General features: G+C 72.4%; 25 protein-coding genes. 11 read left to right on the plus strand and 14 right to left on the minus strand.

Going from position 1 to position 22,530, the window contains the following annotated elements:
- Nucleotides 1–14 precede the first annotated feature (14 nt).
- The 3 genes from AB0H82_RS22975 to AB0H82_RS22985 all read right to left on the minus strand — a co-directional run bounded on the left by AB0H82_RS22975 (nucleotide 15) and on the right by AB0H82_RS22985 (nucleotide 3,858).
- The gene (locus AB0H82_RS22975; protein WP_219692232.1) at nucleotides 15–593 is read right to left on the minus strand and encodes a TerD family protein; all 579 of its coding nucleotides are present in this window, start codon (nucleotides 591–593) and stop codon (nucleotides 15–17) included.
- Between the two features lie 155 nt (nucleotides 594–748).
- Nucleotides 749–2,893: an excinuclease ABC subunit UvrB gene (gene uvrB / locus AB0H82_RS22980; protein WP_362995526.1), complete on the minus strand. Its 2,145-nt coding sequence runs from the start codon at nucleotides 2,891–2,893 to the stop codon at nucleotides 749–751.
- Nucleotides 2,894–2,976: 83 nt separating this feature from the next.
- On the minus strand, nucleotides 2,977–3,858 hold the full coding sequence (locus tag AB0H82_RS22985) for an MHYT domain-containing protein (protein WP_362995528.1): 882 nt from the start codon (nucleotides 3,856–3,858) through the stop codon (nucleotides 2,977–2,979).
- A 274-nt stretch (nucleotides 3,859–4,132) separates the two neighbouring features.
- On the opposite strand from AB0H82_RS22985, the gene AB0H82_RS22990 reads away from it, so the two are divergent.
- The 3 genes from AB0H82_RS22990 (at nucleotide 4,133) to AB0H82_RS23000 (ending at nucleotide 7,000) form a co-directional block, all read left to right on the plus strand.
- Nucleotides 4,133–5,035: a glycerophosphodiester phosphodiesterase family protein gene (locus tag AB0H82_RS22990; RefSeq protein WP_362995530.1), complete on the plus strand. Its 903-nt coding sequence runs from the start codon at nucleotides 4,133–4,135 to the stop codon at nucleotides 5,033–5,035.
- Nucleotides 5,036–5,112: 77 nt separating this feature from the next.
- Nucleotides 5,113–5,667, plus strand: a complete 555-nt coding sequence (locus AB0H82_RS22995; protein WP_362995532.1) for a methylated-DNA--[protein]-cysteine S-methyltransferase — start codon at nucleotides 5,113–5,115, stop codon at nucleotides 5,665–5,667.
- A gap of 70 nt (nucleotides 5,668–5,737) precedes the next feature.
- A complete protein-coding gene (locus AB0H82_RS23000; RefSeq protein ID WP_362995534.1) occupies nucleotides 5,738–7,000 on the plus strand; it encodes an MFS transporter in 1,263 nt (420 codons plus the stop codon).
- 43 nt (nucleotides 7,001–7,043) lie between these two features.
- Here AB0H82_RS23000 and AB0H82_RS23005 read toward each other — a convergent pair whose 3' ends face one another.
- Nucleotides 7,044–7,409, minus strand: a complete 366-nt coding sequence (locus AB0H82_RS23005; protein ID WP_362995535.1) for a cupin domain-containing protein — start codon at nucleotides 7,407–7,409, stop codon at nucleotides 7,044–7,046.
- A gap of 108 nt (nucleotides 7,410–7,517) precedes the next feature.
- On the opposite strand from AB0H82_RS23005, the gene AB0H82_RS23010 reads away from it, so the two are divergent.
- Together AB0H82_RS23010 and AB0H82_RS23015 are read left to right on the plus strand one after the other, a co-directional pair.
- Entirely contained in the window at nucleotides 7,518–8,429 is a 912-nt protein-coding gene (locus AB0H82_RS23010) for a pseudouridine-5'-phosphate glycosidase (protein ID WP_362995537.1), read from the plus strand.
- Nucleotides 8,426–9,364, plus strand: a complete 939-nt coding sequence (locus tag AB0H82_RS23015) for a sugar kinase (protein ID WP_362995539.1) — start codon at nucleotides 8,426–8,428, stop codon at nucleotides 9,362–9,364. The genes AB0H82_RS23010 and AB0H82_RS23015 overlap by 4 nt, the downstream gene beginning before the upstream one ends.
- A 43-nt stretch (nucleotides 9,365–9,407) precedes the next feature.
- On the opposite strand, the gene AB0H82_RS23020 is transcribed toward AB0H82_RS23015, so the two are convergent.
- Nucleotides 9,408–10,256, minus strand: coding sequence for a methyltransferase domain-containing protein (locus AB0H82_RS23020; RefSeq protein WP_362995541.1), 849 nt, complete (start codon nucleotides 10,254–10,256; stop codon nucleotides 9,408–9,410).
- Between the two features lie 146 nt (nucleotides 10,257–10,402).
- Between AB0H82_RS23020 and AB0H82_RS23025 the strand changes: the two genes are divergently transcribed.
- Nucleotides 10,403–11,548: a magnesium and cobalt transport protein CorA gene (locus tag AB0H82_RS23025; protein WP_362995543.1), complete on the plus strand. Its 1,146-nt coding sequence runs from the start codon at nucleotides 10,403–10,405 to the stop codon at nucleotides 11,546–11,548.
- 30 nt (nucleotides 11,549–11,578) lie between these two features.
- On the opposite strand, the gene AB0H82_RS23030 is transcribed toward AB0H82_RS23025, so the two are convergent.
- Both AB0H82_RS23030 and AB0H82_RS23035 read right to left on the minus strand, forming a co-directional pair.
- On the minus strand, nucleotides 11,579–11,998 hold the full coding sequence (locus AB0H82_RS23030) for a CBS domain-containing protein (protein WP_362995545.1): 420 nt from the start codon (nucleotides 11,996–11,998) through the stop codon (nucleotides 11,579–11,581).
- Nucleotides 11,999–12,105: 107 nt separating this feature from the next.
- Nucleotides 12,106–12,741, minus strand: a complete 636-nt coding sequence (locus AB0H82_RS23035) for a uridine kinase (protein WP_362995547.1) — start codon at nucleotides 12,739–12,741, stop codon at nucleotides 12,106–12,108.
- 86 nt (nucleotides 12,742–12,827) lie between these two features.
- Between AB0H82_RS23035 and AB0H82_RS23040 the strand changes: the two genes are divergently transcribed.
- Both AB0H82_RS23040 and AB0H82_RS23045 read left to right on the plus strand, forming a co-directional pair.
- Nucleotides 12,828–13,556 (plus strand): DUF2293 domain-containing protein, encoded by a 729-nt coding sequence (locus AB0H82_RS23040; protein ID WP_362995549.1) that lies wholly within the window; start codon nucleotides 12,828–12,830, stop codon nucleotides 13,554–13,556.
- A gap of 188 nt (nucleotides 13,557–13,744) precedes the next feature.
- A complete protein-coding gene (locus AB0H82_RS23045) occupies nucleotides 13,745–14,224 on the plus strand; it encodes an anthrone oxygenase family protein (RefSeq protein WP_362995551.1) in 480 nt (159 codons plus the stop codon).
- Nucleotides 14,225–14,256: 32 nt separating this feature from the next.
- Here the strand turns inward: AB0H82_RS23045 and AB0H82_RS23050 are convergent, their stop codons facing one another.
- From AB0H82_RS23050 to AB0H82_RS23060, 3 genes are all read right to left on the minus strand, one after another.
- Nucleotides 14,257–15,054, minus strand: a complete 798-nt coding sequence (locus tag AB0H82_RS23050; protein WP_362995553.1) for an SAM-dependent methyltransferase — start codon at nucleotides 15,052–15,054, stop codon at nucleotides 14,257–14,259.
- Between the two features lie 34 nt (nucleotides 15,055–15,088).
- Entirely contained in the window at nucleotides 15,089–15,304 is a 216-nt protein-coding gene (locus AB0H82_RS23055; protein WP_362995613.1) for a DUF397 domain-containing protein, read from the minus strand.
- A 103-nt stretch (nucleotides 15,305–15,407) separates the two neighbouring features.
- Nucleotides 15,408–16,268 carry a helix-turn-helix transcriptional regulator gene (locus tag AB0H82_RS23060; protein WP_362995555.1) on the minus strand — a complete coding sequence of 287 codons (861 nt, stop codon included), beginning with the start codon at nucleotides 16,266–16,268 and terminating at the stop codon, nucleotides 15,408–15,410.
- 158 nt (nucleotides 16,269–16,426) lie between these two features.
- Here AB0H82_RS23060 and AB0H82_RS23065 point away from each other — a divergent pair, with 158 nt between their 5' ends.
- Nucleotides 16,427–16,906, plus strand: coding sequence for an ATP-binding protein (locus tag AB0H82_RS23065; protein ID WP_362995557.1), 480 nt, complete (start codon nucleotides 16,427–16,429; stop codon nucleotides 16,904–16,906).
- A 146-nt stretch (nucleotides 16,907–17,052) separates the two neighbouring features.
- Nucleotides 17,053–17,472, plus strand: coding sequence for a hypothetical protein (locus tag AB0H82_RS23070; RefSeq protein WP_362995559.1), 420 nt, complete (start codon nucleotides 17,053–17,055; stop codon nucleotides 17,470–17,472).
- Nucleotides 17,473–17,519: 47 nt separating this feature from the next.
- On the opposite strand, the gene AB0H82_RS23075 is transcribed toward AB0H82_RS23070, so the two are convergent.
- The 3 genes from AB0H82_RS23075 to AB0H82_RS23085 all read right to left on the minus strand — a co-directional run bounded on the left by AB0H82_RS23075 (nucleotide 17,520) and on the right by AB0H82_RS23085 (nucleotide 20,130).
- Nucleotides 17,520–17,711 (minus strand): hypothetical protein, encoded by a 192-nt coding sequence (locus tag AB0H82_RS23075; RefSeq protein WP_362995561.1) that lies wholly within the window; start codon nucleotides 17,709–17,711, stop codon nucleotides 17,520–17,522.
- 153 nt (nucleotides 17,712–17,864) lie between these two features.
- On the minus strand, nucleotides 17,865–18,548 hold the full coding sequence (locus AB0H82_RS23080) for a DUF899 domain-containing protein (protein WP_362995563.1): 684 nt from the start codon (nucleotides 18,546–18,548) through the stop codon (nucleotides 17,865–17,867).
- Nucleotides 18,549–18,687: 139 nt separating this feature from the next.
- The gene (locus tag AB0H82_RS23085) at nucleotides 18,688–20,130 is read right to left on the minus strand and encodes an amidohydrolase (RefSeq protein ID WP_362995565.1); all 1,443 of its coding nucleotides are present in this window, start codon (nucleotides 20,128–20,130) and stop codon (nucleotides 18,688–18,690) included.
- A 120-nt stretch (nucleotides 20,131–20,250) separates the two neighbouring features.
- Here AB0H82_RS23085 and AB0H82_RS23090 point away from each other — a divergent pair, with 120 nt between their 5' ends.
- Nucleotides 20,251–21,243: an endonuclease/exonuclease/phosphatase family protein gene (locus AB0H82_RS23090; protein WP_362995567.1), complete on the plus strand. Its 993-nt coding sequence runs from the start codon at nucleotides 20,251–20,253 to the stop codon at nucleotides 21,241–21,243.
- Nucleotides 21,244–21,286: 43 nt separating this feature from the next.
- Here AB0H82_RS23090 and AB0H82_RS23095 read toward each other — a convergent pair whose 3' ends face one another.
- Complete coding sequence (locus tag AB0H82_RS23095; protein ID WP_362995569.1) at nucleotides 21,287–22,324, minus strand: phosphatidylinositol-specific phospholipase C domain-containing protein; 1,038 nt, start codon at nucleotides 22,322–22,324, stop codon at nucleotides 21,287–21,289.
- Nucleotides 22,325–22,530: the final 206 nt, after the last annotated feature.

A 22,530-nucleotide genomic window follows, 5' to 3' on the forward strand; every position in this document is an offset into this window, starting at 1 on the left:
CCTACATGTGATGCCTACAGGTGCGGCAGGATCGACGGCATCAGGTCCTGGAAGGTGCGGCCGTTGGCCGGGTTGCCGATGGCCGTCATCTGCCAGCCCGTGCCCGCGCGGTGCACCTTCGCCATGATCTGCGCGGTGTACTGGCCGCCGCCGTCGAGGGTGTAGCGGGCGAGCTCCTGGCCGTTGGTCTCGTCGACCAGGCGGCAGAACGCGTTCTGCACCTCCTGGAAGGTCTGGCCGGTGAAGGAGTTCACCGTGAAGACGATCTGGTCGATGTGGACGGGGACCCGCTGGAGGTCGACGAGGATCGCCTCGTCGTCCCCGCCCTGGCCGACGCCGCCCACGAGGTTGTCCCCGGTGTGCCGCACCGAGCCGTCGTCGCTGACCAGATGGCGGAAGAACACGACGTCCACCGGCTGCTTGTCCGCGAACAGCACCGCCGAGGCGTCCAGGTCGACCTCGCGGGTGCGCGAGCCGAACAGGCCGCGGCGCGGGGCCGCCTGCCACCCGAGTCCCATGCGCACCGCGGACAGGGCGCCCCCGTCGTCCTTCTGCAGGCTGATGGCCTGACCCTTGGTCATGTTGACCGTCACGCGCTGTCCCCTCTCGAACTGCCTGGGCAACCGCCTCTTGCGGTTGCCCAGCACCCTATGCAGGCCGACCTGCGGTGCAGCACCGCGGGTCACACTTTGTGGCGGTCTTGCAACAGACCGGGCAGTACGCCGCCACCCCTCCCCCGGGCGGCTCTCTAGGCCTGTCCCGCCTCCCTCATCTGGCGCAGCTCCTTCTTCATCTCGGACACCTCGTCGCGCAGCCGGGCGGCGATCTCGAACTGCAGGTCGGCGGCGGCCGCGCGCATGCGCTCGGTCATCTCCTCGATCTGCTCCGCCAGCTCGGCCGCGGGGCGGTTGGTCGGGACCGTCTCCGCGCCCTTCTTGCCCTTGGCCTTCGCCTTGGCGGGGGCGGCCGCCTCGCTGCCGAGCGAGGGCACCGGGGCCTTGGCGCCCTTGCCCGCCTTGGGCTTGCGGTAGTCGGAGCCGAGGAGCTGTTCGGTGTCGACCTCTTCGCGCGCGATCGCCGACACGATGTCGTTGATCTTCTTGCGCAGCGGCTGCGGGTCGATGCCCCTCTCGGTGTTGTACGCGATCTGCTTCTCCCGGCGGCGGTTGGTCTCGTCGATGGCCTTCTCCATGGCCGGGGTGATCTTGTCGGCGTACATGTGGACCTGGCCCGAGACGTTGCGCGCGGCGCGGCCGATGGTCTGGATCAGGGAGGTCCCGGAGCGCAGGAAGCCCTCCTTGTCGGCGTCGAGGATCGCCACCAGGGAGACCTCGGGCAGGTCGAGGCCCTCCCGGAGGAGGTTGATGCCGACCAGGACGTCGTACTCGCCGGCGCGCAGCTCGCGCAGGAGCTCGACGCGGCGCAGCGTGTCGACGTCGCTGTGGAGGTAGCGGACCTGGATGCCGAGCTCCAGGAAGTAGTCGGTGAGGTCCTCGGCCATCTTCTTGGTGAGGGTGGTGACGAGGACGCGCTCGTCCTTCTCGGTGCGCAGGCGGATCTCGTGCACCAGGTCGTCGATCTGGCCCTCGGTGGGCTTGACGACGACCTCGGGGTCGACGAGGCCGGTGGGGCGGATGATCTGCTCGACGAAGCCGTCGCCGCGCGAGAGCTCGTACTTCCCCGGGGTGGCCGAGAGGTAGACCGTCTGGCCGATACGGCCGAGGAACTCCTCCCACTTCAGGGGGCGGTTGTCCAGCGCGGAGGGCAGCCGGAAGCCGTGGTCGACGAGGGTGCGCTTGCGGGAGGCGTCGCCCTCGTACATCGCGCCGATCTGCGGGACCGTGACGTGCGACTCGTCCAGGACGAGGAGGAAGTCCTCGGGGAAGTAGTCCAGGAGGGTGTTGGGGGCGGTGCCGGGGGCGCGGTCGTCGAAGTGCATCGAGTAGTTCTCGACGCCGGAGCAGGAGCCGATCTGGCGGAGCATCTCCAGGTCGTACGTGGTGCGCATGCGCAGGCGCTGGGCCTCCAGCATCTTGCCCTGCTTCTCCAGCTCGGCGAGGCGCTCGGTGAGCTCCTTCTCGATGCCGTTGACCGCCTTCTCCAGGCGCTCGGGTCCCGCTACGTAGTGGGACGCCGGGAAGACGTACAGGTGGTCGTCGTCGCTGATGACCTCGCCGGTGAGCGGGTGGAGGGTGGAGAGGGCCTCGATCTCGTCGCCGAACATCTCGATGCGGACCGCGAGCTCTTCATAGACCGGGAAGATCTCGATGGTGTCGCCGCGGACGCGGAAGGTGCCGCGGGTGAACGCCAGGTCGTTGCGCGTGTACTGGATGTCGACGAAGCGGCGCAGGAGCTGGTCGCGGTCGATCTCGTCGCCGACCTTGAGCGGGACCATCCGGTCCACGTACTCCTGCGGGGTGCCGAGGCCGTAGATGCAGGAGACGGAGGCGACCACGATCACGTCACGGCGGGTGAGCAGCGAGTTCGTCGCGGAGTGGCGCAGGCGCTCGACCTCCTCGTTGATCGAGGAGTCCTTTTCGATGTAGGTGTCGGACTGCGGGACGTACGCCTCGGGCTGGTAGTAGTCGTAGTACGAGACGAAGTACTCCACCGCGTTGTTCGGCAGGAGCTCGCGGAATTCGTTCGCCAGCTGGGCGGCCAGCGTTTTGTTCGGCGCCATGACGAGGGTGGGGCGCTGGAGCTTCTCGATCATCCACGCGGTGGTGGCCGACTTGCCGGTGCCGGTCGCGCCGAGGAGGACGACATCCTTCTCACCTGCGCGGATGCGGCGGTCCAGCTCGGCGATGGCCGCCGGCTGGTCGCCACTGGGCTGGTACGGACTGACGACCTCGAAAGGTGCCACCGTGCGTTCGATCTTGGATACGGGCCGCATGGAATCAACCGTACGACCCCGCACTGACAACCGGGCCGGATCGGCCGCCCGGCACCGGCCGGGTCAGCGGTGGCGCGGCCCGGTCACCAGTTCTGCGGGGAGCGGGAGCCGGGGCGGGTGCGGGACCTGGACCGGGTCCGGCGGCGGGCGGGCACGTGCCGGTCGCCCGAGCGCGGGACGGGGTAGGACTGCCGGGCGCGGCCGCCGTTCGCGGGCTTCCTGACGTCCGCCTGGCCGCCCATCACCATGAGCGGGTCGAACATCACGATCACGCCCGCGAGGAGCAGGAAGGCGAGCGGGCCGATCATCATGGGCGCGAGGATCTCGGCGGGCGAGTCGCCGGGCGGTGTGGCCCCCGAGTCGTGCAGGTGGACGCTGAGCCCCGCCATGCCCATGTAGTGCATGCCGCTCACGGCGAGGCCCATGACGAGGCTGGCGCCGAGGCTCCACAGGATTCCCCTGACCTGTCCCGCCGCCCAGAGCGCGGCGGTCGCGGCGGCCATGGCGATCACCACGGAGGCGGCGACGGTCAGGGTGTCGTACTCCAGCGTCCCGCGAAGACGCATACCGGCCATTCCGAGGTAGTGCATCGAGGCGATGCCGAGGCCCGTGATCGTTCCGCCGGTGAAGAGGGCGGTGCCCGTGGCGCCGCGGTAGCCGACGATGAAGATGCCGATGCCGACCATGACGATGGCGACGGCGAGACTCGCGAAGGTCAGCGCCTTGTCGTAGTGGATCGGGGCCTCCTCCACGGTGAAGCCCATCATCGCCACGAAGTGCATGGTCCAGATGCCGGAGCCGATCGCGGCCGAGCCGAGCGCGAGCCAGCCGGGCCGCCAGGAGTGCGCGAGGAGCAGCGATCTGGTCGTGCAGCGCAGGCCGAGCGCGCCCCCGAGGCAGGCCATGAGATAGGCCACCACCGGTGTGACGACTCCGTAGCTGAACCCGTCGACCGTGCCCTGCATGCGCGGTAGCCCTTCCGCTTTTCGTGCCCAAATGCAATGAAACGTCCCATATACCCCCTACCGTCGGTCATATGAAAGACCGTCGGCTGAGGCAGAGAGTAAAGCTCACGCCGGGACGTTCGAACGATTTTCCGGCAAAGAATCGCTTTCCCCACGCGCGGGGTCCTCGTCGGTGATGACTCCGTTCAACCTGTGGCCATCCTGCACCTGTTTCCCGTTGGCAGAGGACTGTCACTCTCGACCGGTCCGCGATCACACGACGCGAGGAGTACCCGTGTACGCACGTGCTGCCGCCACCACCGTCGCCCTCCTGGGAGCCGGTGCACTCGTCCTCCCCACCGCCGCCGCCACCGCGCAGCCCCACACGGCCCCTGCGGCATCGGGCACCGCCCGGCACGACAGGCCGCTGGTCGTCGCCCACCGCGGCGCCTCGGCCTACGCTCCGGAGAACACCCTCGCGGCCATCGACAAGGCCCGCGCCATGGGGTTCCGCTGGGTCGAGAACGACGTCCAGCGGACCAAGGACGGCGAGCTGGTGATCATGCACGACGACACCCTGAAGCGGACGACGAACGTCGAGGAGCTCTTCCCCGACCGCGCTCCGTGGAAGGTCGCGGACTTCACGGCGGCGGAGATAGCGAAACTCGACGCGGGCAGCTGGTTCGGCCCGGAGTTCGCCGGTGAGCGCGTGCCGACCCTGAAGCAGTACATGCGGCGGGTCTCGCACAACCACCAGAAGCTGGTCTTCGAGTTCAAGAAGCCCGAGCTGTACCCGGGAATCGAGAAGCAGGGCCTTCAGGTGCTGCACAAGGAGGGCTGGCTCGACCGGCGCCACGTCAAGAGCAGGCTGGTCATCCAGAGCTTCAGCGCGGACAGCGTGAAGACGGTGCACAAGCTGCGGCCTGATGTGAAGACCGGCTTCCTCGGCACCCCCGCGGTCGCCGACCTGCCCTCCTACGCGCGGTTCGCCGACCAGATCAACTCGACGCACACCTCCATCTCGGCCGACTACGTCTCCGCGATCCACGATCTCAAGGGCCCGCACGGCAAGCCGCTGGAGATCTTCACGTGGACCGTCAACGACGCGCCGGGCGCGGTGCGCGCGGCCGGTTTCGGCGTGGACGGCATCATCACCAACAAGCCCGACGTCGTGCGCAAGGCGCTGCGCGAGGACTGACGGACCACCCCTTTCGAGACCACCCCTTTCACCGTCGGCCGGCCGCGTTGTCAGTGGCCGGTCGTACGGTGGTCGACATGAACGCCACTGCGCAGGACCAGCGTGCGGCCGTGTGGGCCGTCGTCGACAGCGACATCGGTCCGCTGCTGCTCGCCGCGACCGGCGAAGGGCTCGTCACCGTGGCCTTCCACGCCACCGAGGCGGTGCGCGACACGACTCTGGACCGGCTCGGCTCCCGCCTGGGCGCCGAGCCGGTCCACGCGCCGGACTCCCCCCTGCTCGCCGAGCCGGTACGCCGGCTCGCGGCCTACTTCGCGGGTGACCTGCGCGACTTCGGGCTGCCGCTCGACTGGTCGCTGATATCCGGCTTCAACCGCCAGGTGCTGCGCGAGCTCGCCACCGGCGTGCCGTACGGCACGGTGGTGGGGTACGGCGACCTCGCCCGCCGGGTCGGCAGCCCGGGCGCGGCCCAGGCCGTGGGCATCGCGATGGGCGCCAACCCGCTGCCGGTCGTGGTGCCGTGCCACCGCGTGGTGGAGAGCGACGGCGGCATCGGCGGCTTCGGCGGCGGCCTGGAGACCAAGCGGCGGCTGCTGGCCCTGGAGGGCGTGCTGCCGCAGCCGCTGTTCTGAGGACTCCTCCTTTCGGATGTTCCGAGAACTCCCCGTTTCGTGCGGGGGAACGCCCTGGCACACTGCGTCAGTGACTTCGACCCTCGACGCCCCTGACATACCCGGGCCGGAGGCGCTGACCGCCCTCCGCCGCCGTACGAACGCGGTATTGATCGCCAGTCAGATGCTGGGCGGCCTCGGGGTGCCGATCGGCATCGCCCTGGCTCCGATGCTGGCCACCGCCGTGAGCGGCACGGAGGCGCTGTCCGGACTCGCGTCGACCGCTTCCGTGGCGGGCACGGCCCTGCTGTCGCTGCCGCTCGCCGCGCTGATGAACGCGCGCGGGCGGCGTGCCGGGCTCGTCCTCGCGTATGTGATCGGCGCGCTGGGCGCGGGGATCGTCGTGCTCGCCTCGGTCGTAGAGAGCTTCGCCCTGCTGCTGCTCGGCATGGCGGCCTTCGGGGCGGGCTCGTTGGCCACGCTGCAGGCGCGGTTCGCCGCGGCCGACCTCGCCGAGCCCGACCGGCGCGGCCGGGCCATCTCCCACGTCATCTGGGCCACCACGATCGGCTCCGTGCTCGGCCCGAACATCTCCGCGCCCGCGAGCCGGGTCTTCAAGGGCACCTCCATTCCCGAGGAGGCAGGCCCCTTCCTCTTCGCCGCCGGGATCTTCGCGGCCGCCGCGCTGGTGGTGGCGGTGCTGCTGCGGCCCGACCCGCTGCTCACCGCCCGCGCGCTGGCCCCGCAGGACAGCGGGACCTCGCAGAGCCGCTCGCTGAAGGCCGGCATCGCCGCGGTGGCGGCGTCGCCGATGGCCCGGCTCGCTCTGGTGACGGTCGCCGCGTCGCACACCGTGATGGTCTCGATCATGGTGATGACCCCGGTCGACCTGGGGCACCACGGCGCGAGCCTGCAACTGGTCGGCCTGGTCATCAGCGGCCACATCGCGGGCATGTACGCGTTCTCGCCGGTGATGGGCTGGCTCGCGGACCGGTTCGGCAGGCTCTCCGTGATCGGGCTCGCCGTGGGGCTGCTGTGCTGTGCCGCGCTGCTCGCCGGCACGGCGGGGCCCAGCCACGGCCAGACCGCCGCCGGGCTCTTCCTGCTGGGCCTCGGCTGGTCCGCGGGGCTGGTCTCCGGCTCCGCGCTGCTCACCGACTCGGTGCCGCAGCCCGCCCGGGCCGCCGTGCAGGGCCTGTCGGACCTGACGATGAACGCGGCGGCGGGCATCGGTGGCGCCGCCGCCGGCCTCATCGTGGCGCGGGCGAGCTACGGCTGGCTCAACCTCGTCGGCGTCTGCGTACTGCTGCCGATGGCCGCGCTCGTCGCCCGCAGGTCGGTCAAGAAGGCCTGACGGCCTGGCCACGTATCGCGTGCCGCGTGCCGCGTGCCGGTGGTCACGGGAGCGTGATGTGGTACGCCTTCCGCAGCGTCTCGTGCACGGTCCAGGTGGTGCGGTCGCCCTCGCGCAGCACGGCGGCGTCGCCCGGGCCGATCTCCAGGGTGTCGCCGCCCTCGACCTCGACGGTGGCGCGGCCGCTGACGACCACGAACAGCTCATTGGCCTCGGTGTCGGTGACCACACCCGGCGTGATCTGCCAGATACCGCGCAGCTGCTTGCCGTCGGCGGACTCCCACAGCACCTTGCCGGTCACCACCGGGTCGCCGGAGACGATCTGCGCCGGGTCGAGCGGCTCGGCCTCCAGCTCGACATCCGCAATGTGCACGGCAAAAGACGCAGCGGTCTGATCATTCGTGGTCATGTCCGGTCACCCTAGCCGGGGGCCGGGAGGCCGCTCGCGGGCGGGGGTTTGCCGGGGCGCGCCGCCCGCCAGGGATGAGGGGAGACCCGACAGGCAGGAGGCAGGCCCGTGCTGGTGGTGTCCGACGAGGTGCAGACGGCTGTCGCGGAGCGACGCCCCGTGGTGGCCCTGGAGTCCACGATCATCGCGCACGGCCTGCCGCGCCCGCGCAATCTCCAGGTGGCCGAGGAACTCGAAGCGGTCGTACGGGACGAGGGCGCCGTCCCCGCGACGATCGCCGTACTGGACGGGAAGCCCCGGGTCGGCCTGGACAAGGGGCAGTTGGACCGGGTCGCGAACGAGGACGGCATCCGCAAGCTGGGCCACCGCGATCTGCCGCTCGCCGTCGCGACGGGCGCGAGCGGGGCGACGACGGTGTCGGCGACGGCGCTGCTCGCCGCGCGCGCGGGCGTGCGCGTGTTCGCCACGGGCGGGCTCGGCGGCGTGCACCGGCAGTGGACGCAGTCGCAGGACGAGTCGGCCGACCTGGGCCTGCTCGCCCGCACGCGGCTCACGGTGGTGTGCGCGGGCGTGAAGTCGATACTGGACGTCGCGGCGACGCTGGAGCGCCTGGAGACGCTGGGCGTCGCGGTGGCGGGGTTCGGGACCGACCGCTTTCCGGGCTTCTATCTCGCGGACTCCGGGCACCCGGTGGACTGGACGCTGCGCACACCCGGTGAGGTCGCCGAGGCGATGCGGGCGCAGGACACGCTGGGCGGACCGGAGTCGGCGCTGATCGTGGCCAACCCGGTGCCGTGCGACGAGCAGCTCGATCCGTCGCTCCACGCGCGCGTGCTCACCGAGGCGCTGGAGGTGTGCGAGAAGCGGGGCATCACGGGGCAGGCCATCACGCCGTTCCTGCTGGGCGAGTTGGTGCGGCGCACCGGGGGCGCGTCGCTGGAGGCCAACCTCGCGGCCGTCCGCGGCAACGTCCGGCTCGCGGGGCGGATCGCGACGGCCTGGGCCGGGCGGGACCGGTGAGGGAGCGGGCGACCGCGTCCTCGGGCTCCGGTGCCCTGCTGGTCGTCGGGGACGTCGTCACGGACATCGTGGCCCGGCACCGTACGGCGTTGGCACCCGGCACCGACACGGCCGCCGCCATCCGCACCGTGCCCGGCGGCGCGGGCGCCAACGTGGCCTGCTGGGCGGCGCATCGGGGCTGCCCCGACGTGCGGTTCCTCGGGCGGGTCGGCGCCGACGCGGCCGCGTGGCACGAGGCCGCGCTCACGCGCGCGGGGGTGCGGCCCCGGCTGGTCGTCGACTCGGGGGCGCCTACGGGGACGGTGATCTGTCTGGTGGACGGCGGTGCCGCGGCCGAGCGGACGTTCCTCACGGACAGCGGTGCCGCGCTGCGGCTCTCCCCCGCCGACTGGTCCCCCGATCTCCTCGACGGCGTGGCCCTGCTGCACCTGTCCGGCTACCTGTTCTTCGCCGAACCCGGCCGGGCGGCGGCCCGCGCGGCCTTGGCGGCGGCCCACGCGCGCGGCGTGCCGGTGACCGTCGACCCCGCGTCGGCGGGGTTCCTCGCGGAGACGGGCGTGGAGCGGTTCCTCTCGGCGGTGGACGGGGTGGCCGTGCTGCTGCCGAGCCGGGACGAGGCCGAGCTGCTCACCGGGCTCGCCGACCCGGCGGACGCGGCGTCGAAGCTGAGCCACCGGTTTCCGGCCGTGGTGGTCAAGTCGGGCGCCGACGGGGCCTTGGTGGCGCGGGACGGTCAGGTGCTGGTCCGCGTTCCCGCGGTGCCCGCGCGCGTGTGCGACTCGACGGGGGCGGGTGACGCGTTCACCGGCGCGTTCCTCGCCGCGCGGCTCGGCGGGGCGGAGCTGGGCGAGGCGGCGGCGGAGGGGTGCCTGGCGGGGGCGCGGGCCGTGGAACTGGTCGGCGGCAGGCCGCCGGACCCGACGCCGACAGCCTGACGGCCGTCGCGCCCTCCGCAGGGTTGCTCCGTCCGCGCGCCGATTACGCCTTCCTCCCCCACGCCGAGATGAGGGGCGGGGCCGCCAGGTCCAGGGCGCCTGTCGCGACGCCGGTCAGGTGCTGGTCGATGTCCTCGGGCGTGGCCAGGCCCGCGGCGGTCAGTTCGGGGCGGAGCTGCTGGAGCGTGGCGGTCTCCAGGGCCGCCGAGGCCGGTGAGGCGAGCGGGAAGTACGCGTCGGCCTCCACCCGGCGCAGGCCCGCCTCGCGCAGCAGCCGGGGCAGCCCGCGTCCGTACGCCACGTCGGCGCCGTGCTCCGCGAGCAGGGCGCACACCGCGCGGCGCAGCCGGTTCGCCGACTCCTGGGCGGGGCCGTGCTCGTCGGGGCAGGCCAGCGGCTGGAGCGCGGGGTCGGGCTCCTCGACGAGGAGTCTGCCGCCGGGCCGCAGCGCCCTGTGCATCGACGCCAGGGCCCGCTCCCGGTCACCGACGTCGGACAGGACGAGCCGGGCGTGCACGAGGTCGAAGCCTCCCGCGGGCGGCGGGTCGGCGGCGACGTCGTGGACCCGCACTTCGAGGGGGGCGCGTGCCGCCCGCGTCTGCCACGACGTGTCGATGTCGGTCGCGAGGACCCGGCCGGTGGGGCCGACCCGCCTGGCGAGCCAGGAGATCACGGAAGTGCCGCCCGCGCCGACCTCCCAGCAGCGCCAGCCCGGGCCGATGCCGAGGCGTTCGATGTGCCCGAAGGTCGTGGGGTCGAAGAGGGCGGCGAAGGCGTCGGAGCGCGACCGCGCCTCGGACTGGCGGGCGGCGGAGAGCTGCCGGTGCTCGGCGAGCTGCCGGGGGCCGGGGTACTGCCGGGGGTCGAGAAGATGACCGTCGATGTGCGTCATGCCGCGATCATCCCAGTTGTCCCGCTTGCTCCCGGGAGGCAGAACCGGTCAATCCGGAACGGAGCACTCCGTTCCCACAGGCCTTGGCGAGCGGCCGGACCGTGCTGACAGACTGGCACGCCAAGTCGTCACCACGAGGAGCCCCTATGTCGATGGCAGGCAATCTGCGAAAGGTCGGGAACCTGCGCAAGGTCGGCGGCCTGCGCGGAGTCGGCGGCCTGCGGAAGGTCGCGCGCCTGGCCCGCCGCGGGACCCGCGTCGACCTGAGCCACCCGGCCCGCTCCCCGCTGGGTTCGTCGGTGGTGAACTGCGTGACGTACCGGGAAGGGGTGCGCGAGCCGCAGGGCCGCGATCTGGTCGAGTCGGTGGAGCGGATCCGCAAGTCCGGGGACGGCTTCGTCTGGCTGGGGCTGCACGAGCCGACGGAGGACGAGTTCGCCGACATCGCCGACCTCTTCGGGCTGCACCCGCTCGCGGTGGAGGACGCGGTGCACGCGCACCAGCGCCCCAAGGTGGAGCGGTACGACCAGACGCTGTTCGCCGTGTTCAAAACCGTCTGCTACGTGGAACACGGCGTGCTGACCGCAACCAGCGAGGTGGTGGACACCGGCGAGATCATGGTCTTCGTGGGCCGGGATTTCGTCATCACGGTCCGGCACGGCAGGCACGGTTCGCTCGGGCCGCTGCGCGAGGAGCTGGAGGCCTCGCCCGAGCAGCTCGCGCAGGGCCCGGCCGCGGTGCTGCACGCCATCGCCGACCAGGTCGTGGACGACTATCTCGCGTCGACCGACGCGGTGCAGGCGGACATCGACCAGGTCGAGACGGACGTGTTCGCCCCGGACGGCGCGCGGGCCGACCCGGGTCGCATCTACCAGCTCAAGCGCGAACTGCTCGAACTGAAGCGGGCGGTGGTGCCGCTCGGCCGCCCGCTCCAGGTGCTCGCCACCCAGCCGATGCGGATCATCGCCCCGGAGATACAGGCGTACTTCCGGGATGTCGACGACCACCTGAAGCGGGCCACCGAGCAGATCGCCGCGTTCGACGAGTTGCTGAACTCGATCCTGCAGGCCCACCTCGCGCAGGTGACGGTCGCGCAGAACGAGGACATGCGGAAGATCACCGCATGGGCGGCGGTCATCGCGGTGCCGACGATGGTCTGCGGCATGTACGGCATGAACTTCGACCACATGCCTGAGCTGCACTGGCGGTTCGGCTATCCGCTCGTCATGTCCGTCATCGTGACGGCCTGTGTGCTGCTGTACCGCGGTTTCCGGCGGAACGGCTGGCTGTGAGGCGGCGCGCCGCCCGGGGCACCGCCCGGGTCACTTCTTGGCGTACACGCTCTCGACCCAGCCCGCGAGCTGGTCGTCGGTGAGGTGGGTGGCGAGGTCGGCCTCGCTGATCATGCCGACGAGCCGCTTGTTCTCGATCACCGGAAGGCGGCGGATCTGGTGGCCCTGCATCTCCCGCAGGACCTCGTCGACGTCGGCGCCCGCGTCGATCCAGCGCGGGGTGCCCTTGGCCATCTCGCCCGCCGTGACCTGGGCGGGGTCGCGCCCCATGGCCACACAGCCGACGACGATGTCGCGGTCGGTGAGGATGCCGCAGAGCCGTTCGTTCTCGTCGCTGATGGGCAGCGCGCCCACGTCGAGTCGGCGCATCAACTGGGCCGCGCGGTCCAGGGTCTCGTGACGGGGAATCCACTGGGCACCCCGGTGCATGATGTCTCCGGCGGTGGTCATCGCTACCTCCCGTTGCCGGGCAGTGTCCGGAGCGGCGCGGAGGCGCGGCTGGTCCCGGCGCTCCTCATTCTCGCGGCGCCCACCGCGGCCCGCATCCGGAGCCCGAGCTATCGGCACGTCCACGCCGGATGCCGAGGGTCGTCCGCCCGCACCACCACATCGGCCGCGGCCGCGGGGTCCACCTCCGCCTCGTACCGCTCGAAGGCCGGCAGCGTCCACCGTTCGCTCTCCGGCGTGCGCCGCCGCAGGGCGCCCGGCGAGAGCCGCACGTGCACGGTCAGGTCGAACGGGAACCAGTGGCCGAGGAGCAGCGGTCCGTGCAGCAACAGCAGCCCGCCGGGCGGGAGTCCGACGTACGGGCTGCGGGTCGCGCGGTCGGTCGCCGGGTCCCAGAGATCGGGCAGGACCCGCCCGGTGCCGCCGGGGTCGAGCGGCCCGAAGACCTCGCGCCACAGCGCGCCCGTGTCGAACCACCCGCTGTAGTACGCCTCCACGTCCTCGTGGCCGTACTCGAAGCGGAGCGACGCGGGCCGCAGGAAGCCCTCCGTGCCGACGACCAGCGCGCTCCGCCCCCGCGGGCGCAGCGCGTCGCCCACCAGGCGCGCCAGTTCACCGGTGCCGCCGGCCGGTGCCCCGTCGACGGCCACCCGCGGCCACGCCCCGCCGTCGGCCGTCTTCAGGTCGAGCAGGCGGTCGGCGAGGGTGTCGGCCAGGCGTTCCCAGGTGATCGGTTCGAGTCGCACGGGCCCATGATGCCCGGTGCCGGCACCGGCACCACAGGTACCGGAGGCGCCGCTTCGCGGCGAACGGGCGCGGGGATGAAAGGGGCATGACGAGCTCCCCGGTCATCCCCTCCGCCCGCACCGGAGCCCGCACCGGGCTCCTGGTCTTCCAGCCGCTGCGGCGGAGGCACTGTGCGGAGTGCCGTTCCGGACCGCTTCCGCTGCTCGTCCTGGAGGGCGGCGAGCCGCGCTGCCTGGACTGCGCCGACCTGGGGCACCTCGTGTACCTGCCGCGCGGCGACACCGCGCTCACGCGACGGGCCCGCGAGGACAGTGGCCTGTCGGCCGTGGTCGTCCGCTTCCACCGCCGCCGCGCCCGCTACGAACGGCAGGGGGTACTCGTCGAGGAGGCGGCGCTCGCGCGCGCCGAGGAGCGGTGCCTGGCCGACGCGGAGGCGCGGGCGCGGCGCCGGGCGCGCGACGCGGCGCGGCGGGCCGCGGAGGACGTGCGGTTCACGGAGGCGTTCGCCGCGGAGATACGCCGGATCTTTCCCGGCTGCCCGCAGGACCGGGCCCGTGCCGTCGCCGCCCACGCGTCGGTGCGCGGCAGCGGCCGGGTGGGGCGGAGCGCGGCGGGGCGTGCGCTCTCGGAGGGGGCGGTGACGGCGGCGGTCGCGGCGGCGGTGCGGCACACGGCCACGCCGTACGACCGGCTGCTGATGAGCGGGGTGCCGCGCGGGGAGGCGCGGCGGCGGATCGGCGCCGCGGTGCAGGCGACGCTGCGGGAGTGGCGCGAGCCGCGGGACGAGGACGACCCGCGCCGGTCAGGCGCGTAACGCCGCCGAGACGGCGGCGTATGCGGCCGCGAGCGTCGCGTATGGCGGTCGTGGGCCGACGGGAATTGACTTGTGGTGGATCGGGGCCGCACTGCAGGATCACTCGCCACCGTCGGCCGACGTAGTCTCCGTCACCCGACGCCGCTCCACCGACCGACGTAACCGCCCAAGGCCCCACGGGAGTTGTCATGATCGACGGACCGTACTTCGTGCTCACCGTGCTCGGGGCCCTCGCCTGCGGCCTCGTCGCCGGGGTCTTCGCCGCGTTCTCCACCTTCGTGATGAAGGGTCTCGCGGCGCTGCCCCCCGCGCAGGGCATCGCCGCGATGAACCGGATCAACGTCACCGCGGTCACCCCGGCCTTCATGGCCGTGTTCCTGGGCGCGACGGGCCTCTGCGCGGTGCTCGCCGTCGTGACGTTCGTGCTCTGGCCGGACGACGGCACGGTCGAACTGCTGCTCGGCAGCGCGCTGTATCTGGTCGGCTCGTTCGGGGTGACCGTCGTGGCGAACGTCCCCCGCAACGACGCCCTCGCCGAGGTCGACCCGGACAGCGCGGAGGGCGCCGCGTACTGGCGCACGTACGTCAGGGAGTGGACCGTGTGGAACCACGTCCGCGGTGTCGCGTCGCTCGCCGCGACGGCGTGCTTCGTCCTCGGCCTGACCTGAACCCGCCCTGCCCCGGACCCGCCCTGCCGCGATCAGAGCTTCCGCGCCACCCCGCCGTACCCGGGCGTCGGACCCTCCTCCGGCGCCGGCCCCCGCTCGCCCGGCTCCGGCTTCCACCGGTCGAGGATCTCCACGCCGGGGTCCACCAGTTCGTACCCCTGGAAGAAGCGCTCCACCTCCGCGCGTGTGCGCAGCGCCAGGGTCATGCCGCGCGCCTTGTAGAGCTCCGTGGCCTGCTTCGCGGTGGCCGGGGTGAAGTCGGCCGTGCCGTGCGAGAGGACCAGGTGGCTGCCGGCCGGCAGGGCGCGCATCATCCGGTCCACCAGGTCGTACGCGCCGTCCTCGTCCGCGATGAAGTGCAGCAGCGCGACGAGCGACAGGGCGACGGGCCGGTCGAGGTCGAGGACCCGCGCGGCCTCTTCGAGGATCTTCGCCGGCTCGCGGAAGTCCGCCTGGATGTACTCGGTGACGCCCTGCGGCGTCGAGCGCAGGAGCGCCTCGGCGTGGGCGAGGACGATGGGGTCGTTGTCGCAGTAGACGACGCGGGCGTCCGGGACGATCGCCTGAGCGATCTGGTGGAGGTTCGGCTCGGTGGGTATGCCGGTGCCGATGTCCAGGAACTGCCGTACGCCCTGGGAGGCGAGCCAGCGCGTGGCGCGCTGCATGAACGCCCGGTTGGCCCGCGCCGTGGTCAGGACCCGCCCGTCCATGGCGACGAGCTGTCGGCCCATCTCCTCGTCCACCGGGTAGTTGTCCTTGCCGCCGAGGAACCAGTCGTACATCCGTGCGGGATGCGGCTTGCTGGTGTCGATGTACGACGGGTCGGTCATGCGGACTCCAAACGTCGACGGCGAACGGCGGCGGTCACGACAGCAGGAAGTCCGCTTCGCCCGCCTTGGCACCCTCGATGAACGCGGTGATCTCCCCGTGCGTGTAGATCAGCGCGGGACCGTCGGGGTCGGCGGACTGGCGCACGGCGACGCGCCCGTCGGCCAGCTTCATGGCTTCCAGGCAGTTGCCGCCGTTGCCGCCGCTCCAGGGCTTGTGCCAGCCCTCGGTGCCCAGGTCGCGGGCGGGCATGCCGTTGTAGATCCGGGACTCCCGGAGCTCGCTGCGCGAGTCGTCGCGGGCTCCGGGTGAACGCGGACCGGCAGGGCGCGTTCCGGCTCGATGTCGGTCCATGTCACAGCTCCTTGCGGAGGTCCCGGAGGATCTCCTTCGTGCGTTGTGCGGTGGCGGCCTGCGCCGCCATGCGGTCCATGACCTCCAGGTGGGTGGCCACCTCTTTGCGCGCGTCCAGGTAGACGGCGCCGGTCAGGTACTCGCTGTAGACCATGTCGGGCAGCTCCGCCATGGCGAAGCGGAAGAGCACGAACGGTCCGTACGTCCCGGGGTGCGGGCCCGCCGCGAAGGTGGCGACCTGCAGGGTGACATGGGGCAGCTCGGCGGCTTCGAGGAGCCGGTCGAACTGCTCCCGCATCACGTCGGCGCCGCCCACGGGCCTGCGCAGCGCGGTCTCGTCCATGACCACCCACAGCCGGGGCGCGTCGTCCCGGGTGAGCAGCGCCTGGCGTTCCATGCGGAGCGCCACGTACCGCTCGATGTCCGTGGGGCGGGTCTGGCCGATGGCGCCGGACCGCATCACGCCGCGCGCGTACTCCTCGGTCTGCAGGAGGCCCGGCACGAAGTGGGGTTCGTACGACCTGATGAGGCTGGCGGCCCCCTCCAGGCTGACGTACATGCTGAACCAGCCGGGCAGGATGTCGTGGAACCGCTGCCACCAGCCGGGTTTGTTGGCCTCTTCGGCGAGCGTGACGAAGGCGTCGGCCTCGTCGTCCGCGACGCCGTAGGACTTCAGGAGCAGCTGGAGATACGGGATCTTCAGGGCGACCTCGGCGGTCTCCATGCGCCGGACGGTGGCGGGGGCGACGCGGAGGATCTTCGCGGCCTCCTCGCGTTTCAGGCCCGCGCTCTCGCGCAGATCCTGCAGGCGACGACCGAGAACGACCTGGCCGACGGTCGGGGCTGACCGCGGTTCGCTCACGTCTCCTACCTCCACCTGACTCCGCGTTGCTTCAACTCACACCGCACCGCGAGCTGTAGCGAGCAGTGTGCCATGCGCCGTCACGGAGGAACACGCCACTGTGCACTTTTCAGAGTGGGTCTTGCCAAGGTGTTCTGGGCGGGGCGATAGTGGAGAGCGTGACTCCGCCCGCGCCGTTACGAACCGACGCCGCTGAAGGCCGACTTGGCGATCTCGCCGAGGCCTGGCCCGAGGCCGCCGAGGTCTGCGTCAGTTTCGCCCTCGCACCGCGTCCGGGCTCCGTCGCACAGGCGAGAAGCCTGATGCGTACGCAGCTGGACCGGTGGGCGGTGCGTGACGACGACGCCTGCGACGCGGCGGCACTCGTTCTCTCCGAACTGGTCACCAATGCCGTGGTGCACACCGCGAGCCGGCGGATCATCTGCGAGCTCTGCGCGGATCCGGAGAAGCTGCGAATAGCCGTGCGTGACGAGGGGTGCGGTTCAGGGACGCCGCGCCCCGCGCACAGGGGGGCCGACGAGGAGCACGGGAGGGGATTGCTCCTCGTCGACGCGGTGAGCAGCGCGTGGGGCGTCCACGACGCGGGGCCCGGTTTCGGGCTCACGGTGTGGGCGGAGTTGCGGCGGTCGGCGTCCTGACCGACGCCGGCGTGTGCCGGGAACGGATTGTACGAACGGGTTGTACGGAACGGCGTGTGCGCGGACCGGCGCACGCGGAGAACGAAACGAACGAGCGTGGCAGTGACACGGGCGGGGGGCATGTGAGCGCGGGTACGGTGCGGCCGTTGGATCTGAACACCTTGGTCCGTCTGTCGCGACGGCGGCAGCGCACCGGGAGACCGACGCCACCGCCTTTGCGGCTCGATCTGCCCGAGGGGATGACCGAGCCGCTCGGCTGCGACGCGGTGGCGGTGCCCGCGGCGTTCGGACCCCGGCTGATGTCCAGGCTGCCCCGCGTGGGGTGTGTGTACGAGGACGGGGCGCGCTGGTGGTGGATCGTGCCCGCGGACTCGGACGTCGCCATGGAGTGGCCGTCGCCCGTCGCCTACTCGGCGGGCGCGGTGGTGCGGGACGCCGACTGTCCGCCGGTCCTGATCAACCGTCCCGCGGACGACGTCCCCTACACGCCGCCGATCCCGCTGTATCTGGCGCTGTGCCGGGTCACGGGGACCACACCGGGCTGGTCGCGGGCCCTCAGCGCGTGAGCGCCCGGCTCCGCTCCACGGTGGTCCCGGTGGTCCGGGGCCGCGCGTCAGACGGCGGCGAGCTCCGCGGTCTCGTCGGGCGCGCGCACGATCACCAGGAAGGCGTCCGACGCGAGGTCCATCACGACCTCCGCGCGCTGTCCTTCCTGCCGTCGGGCCCGCGCGAATTCCTCCGCGGGCCACGATCCGCGCGGCCCGCCCGCGGGGAACCGCTCCAACACCATTCGTCCGTTCATCATGATCCCTGTCCCCCGTGCCGTTCCGTCACGTCCGCGGTGCACGGACTCTGTACTGAGGAGAACGCGCGGGGCGGCCCCGCGGGTGCGCGGCGTGACGCAACTGAGACGGAGTAGGGGCATTTCCCAGGGTTCTCCCGGGGTCCGGGGCCCGGCTCAGTCCTCGTACTCGTCGTGGTACCGCACCCGCGAGCTGCCCGCGGGGGCCCCGAACACCGAGGCGCGCCCCGCGGGTTCCTCCCACTCCTCCTGCCGGCCGAGCGCGGTGAGGTCGAGGAGGCTGGTGGTGGAGCCGACGCCGTCCAGGCCGCGGGCGAACGTCGCGTAGGTGTGGAAGACGCGGTCGCCGTACCGCAGGAAGCAGTTGATCGCGGGCACGTCGTGCGGCTCTTCCGGGGACGACGCCTGGAAGTCGTGGTTGAAGTCGCCGCCGTTCGTCGAGTACCAAGGAACTGTCCAGCCCATCCGGGCCTTGAAGGTCAGCAGCTTGGTGAAGGGCGCGCGCGACACCGCGACGAAGTTCGTGGAGCGGGCCCGCAGATGCGCGAGGTGTCCGATCTGGTCGAGGAAACCGGAGCAGCTGCGGCAGCCCGCGTCCCACTCGGGGGCGAACATGAAGTGGTAGACGATCAGCTGGTCCTTGCCGTCGAAGAGGTCGAGCAGCGTCGCCTTCCCGTCGGCACCGTCGAAGTAGTACTCCTTGTCGACCTCGACCATCGGCAGCCGGCGCCGCTCGGCGTTGAGCGCGTCGCGCGCGCGGGTGGCCGCCTTCTCCTTGGCCAGCAGCTCCTCACGCGCGGCGAGCCACTCCTCGCGCGTGACGATGTCCGGAAGTCCCATGGCGTGTCTCCTCCACCCTTCGGGCGTACGTCTGCGAAGGGTGGACCGGCGGGGTTCGCGGAACTCATCGCTCGCGGGCGAAAAAGTTCCGAAGAATCATCGGGCGCCATCGCGAGTCATCGGGAGCCCGCGCCGTCACTCATCCCTCGTACTCCTGGATCCGCTTCCCGTGGCTCCGGTCGACGAGTCCCGGCAGCAGGGCGCCCAACTCCCCCACCACCTCCGACACATCGACGGTGAGCAGCTCGCGGTCGCGCATCAGGACGCGGCCGGCCACGATCGTGGTGCGCACGTCGCCGGAGCGCGCGCTGTGCACGAGCGTGGCCGCGAGGTCGTGCACGGGCTGCGTGTGCGGTCCGGTCACGTCGACGAGGACGAGGTCGGCGCGCCGCCCTTCGGCGAGGCTGCCGATCTCGTCCCCGAGCCCGACGGCCCGCGCGCTCTGCAGGGTGGCGTGGTCCAGGGCCTGGCGTGCGGTGAGCCAGGTCGGGTCGCGTTCCACGTACTTCTGGACGAGCGCGGTCAGCGTCATGGACTCCCACACGTCGAGGGTGTTGTTGGAGGCGGCGCCGTCCGTGGCCAGGCCGACCGGGATTCCCGCCTCGCACAGGGCCCGTACGGGCGTGGTGTCCCAGCCGAACTTGAGGTAGCCGCGCGGCGCGGAGGCGACGGCGACGCGGCCGCCGGAGCGTTCCGCCGCGCCGCGCAGGACGGGCAGGTCGCGGACGGTGTCGAGGCCGGTGGCGTGGGCGAGGAGGAGGTCGACGTCGAGGAGTCCGGCGCGCTCCAGGACCTCGATGGGGGTGCGGCCGTGGCGGGCCAGGCTGTTGTCGGTCTGCTCGCGGTTCTCGGCGGCGTGGATGTGGACGAGGAGGCCGTGCTCCCCGGCGAGTTCGGCGGTCGCGGCGAGGTCGGGTCCTTCGACGGTGTAGGGGGCGTGCGGGGCGAGGCAGGTGGTGATGCGGCCGTCGGCGGCGCCGCGCAGCCGCAGCGCGAAGTCGAGGGAGGCGGCGCGTCCTTCGGGCCCCTGCGAGCTGAAGTAGGTCTGGCCGAGGAGGGCGCGCAGGCCGCTCTCCTCGGTGGCGGCGGCGACCGCGTCCATGGCGAAGTAGTGGTCGGCGAAGGTGGTGACGCCCCCGCGGATCATCTCGGCGCAGGCGAGCCGCGCGCCGAGCCCGACGACGCGCTCGGTCAGGTTGGACTCGACGGGCCAGATCCAGTCGTTGAACCACGCGTGGGCCGGCAGGTCCTCGGCGAGGCCGCGCAGGGCCACCATCGGGGTGTGCGTGTGGCAGTTGACGAGGCCGGGGAGGGCGACGGTGCCGCGGCCGTCGATGTGCTCGGCGGCGGGGAGGTGCTCGGGGGCGGTGACGTGCTCGGCGGCGGTGGCATTCCGGGCGCCGACCGCCGTGACGGAGGCGATGAGCCCGTCGCGTACGACGATCGTGGCGTCGTCGACGAAGACGATCTCGCCGTGCGGGTCGTGGGTCAGTGCCGTGCAGCCCGTGACGACGAGGTCGGCGGGGCCGTGGGGGCCGCGGGGGGTGAGTCCGGCGGGGCCTGTCGCGGGAGGCGGCGTCATCTCTTCACGGTAGTGCGAGTGCGCATCCGGCGGCCCTGTCGCGGGGACGGTTTCGCGGGCACGCTGGCCTCACCCGCCGACCGGCCGAGGGGACCGAGTCCGACCACACGGGAGGCGGACATGATCGTCGGCACGTGGAACCTGGAGAACCTCTACCGGCCCGGCGGGGAGTACGGCCCCAAGGACAAGGTCACGTACGAGGCGAAGCTGGCCTCGCTCGCGGCGGCGGTCACCGCGCTGGGGCCGAGCGTCCTCGGTGTGCAGGAGGTCGGCGACCGGGCGGCCCTGGAGGATCTGGCGAGCCTGCTGGAGGGCACCTGGCACCTCACGCTCTCCCGGCACGCGGACGACCGGGGCATCCGGGTCGGCTTCCTCACCAGCCTCCCGGTCTCCGTCGTCGCCGACGAGGCCGCCTTTCCGGAACGGGTGCGGCCGGTGCAGGCCGATGACACGGGCCGGACGACGTCGCGCGCCGGGCGCGGGATTCTCGCGGTGACGGTGTCGACGCGCGCGTTCTTCTTCGACGTGGTGGTGTGCCACCTCAAGTCGAAGCTGCTGTCCTATCCCGGGGGTCGCTCCGGGGGCCGTCCCGGGGTTCGCCCCGGGGTTCGCTTCCAGCCGCTGGACGAGGGCGAGCGCGCGCGGTACGCGGCGTACGCCCTGCACCGCCGCGCCGCCGAGGCGACCGCGGTGCGCGCGCTCGCCGACCGGCTGCTGCACGGCGACGGCCGCGAGCACGGGGTCGCGGTGCTCGGGGACCTCAACGACGAGGTCGGCGCCGCGACGACGCAGATCCTGCTCGGCCCGCCCGGCTCCGAGATCGGCACGCCGGGCTTCGACAGGCCGGACAAGGGCGACGCGACCCGGCTGTGGAACGTGGCCCCGCTGATCCCGCCCGACCGGCGCTTCTCCCGCATCCACGCCGGCCGCCGCGAGCTCATCGACCACGTCCTGGTGAGCCGGGGCCTCCTGGACCAGGTGCGGACGGCGGACACGGGCGCGCCGGGCGCCGCGGCGGGCGCGCTGCCGTCGGTGGCGGACGGCGATCCGGCGGTACGGAGGGACGCGACCGGGTCGGACCACGCGCCGGTGTGGATGCGGATCCAGCCCTGAGCGTTCGGTGTGCGGGGCCTCCGGGGCCCGGCCGCGGCCGGGTTCAGCCGCGCGGGAGCACGGTCGAGAGGACGCCGGGCAGCGGGTACCAGTCGGCGGACACGACGCTGGCGTGCTTCCGCGCGAGCAGCGCGACCCGCTCCCTGGCCTGGGCCTCGGTCGGCCGCGTCCCGTCGATGGCGGGCGCGACGTTGTGGGCGTCGGTCATGACGACGAGGTACCGCCGGTCGGCGTACCAGCGGGTGTCGATGGTGCCGCCCGCGTACGCGGCGGCGTCCCCGTCGAACAGCACGAACCACGGCCGGAGCGACGCGTCCTGGTACCGGCCGCGCGGATCGCCCGCTTCCGCGCCGAGGACGGCGGGGAAGGCGGCGGCGTCCCCGAGGCGTCCCGCGGCGGCGAGGTCGCGCAGGTGGGTGGCGTACTCACGGTCGGTCCAGAGGGTGTCGGCGGGGTTGCCGCGCTCGACGGTGCCGGGGATCAGTTCGACCACGAACTTGCCGGCGAGCTCGGCGCGTCCGGGCCAGCCCCTGTCCCGTACGGCGTCGTCGAGGGTGGCGTGCCCGGCGGCGAGCTGGCCCGGGCGGTAGACGGCGTCGCCGAGCACGCCGGTCAGGAGGGCGTCCAGGTCGGCGGGGCCGCGCCCCCGCTTCCCCTGGAACCCGTCCTTCAACTCGACCTTCACGAGGACCGGCCGGTGGCCGGGGTGCGCGTCGTGCCAGCTGCGCATGTCCTTCAGGCACCCCGCGAGGCTCTGGTTGCGTGCCTTGGTGCGCAGCTCGGCCGGGCTCTGGGCGTTCTCGCAGTTGTTGTCGTTGCCGAGGGGGTTGTTGTGCGACACCCGCCATCCGCTGCCGAACGCGTTCGTCCACACGTCGAGTTCGAGCATCGCGGCACCGGAGTCGAGGGCGTCCGCGAAGTACGGGTACTTCGCCTTCTCGTAGGCGTTGTGGACGCCGACGCCGGTGGTGGCGGAGTAGGAGGCTCCCGGCGCGGGCTCGTCGGCGCCACGGGGGCCCGCGGAGGCTACGGTCCCGGCCCCGGCCCCGCCGAGCACACCCCAGCACACGAGGGCCCCCACCAGCAGCCCACCCACACTCCTGCCCGCACCCCTGCGCGCACTCCTGCGCGCACTCCTGCCGACGCTCCTGCGCACCATCACGCCCACCGCCCTCTCCCGCCACGCCTTGGCAAGTCCGGTGCAACGTACGGGAATTGGGTGACGCAGGGGAAGACGGCACGTTACGGCGACGGAGCACGGACCACCCCTTCGAAGGGCGCGCCCCC

Source organism: Streptomyces sp. NPDC050732 (assembly GCF_040654255.1).
Lineage (GTDB): Bacteria > Actinomycetota > Actinomycetes > Streptomycetales > Streptomycetaceae > Streptomyces.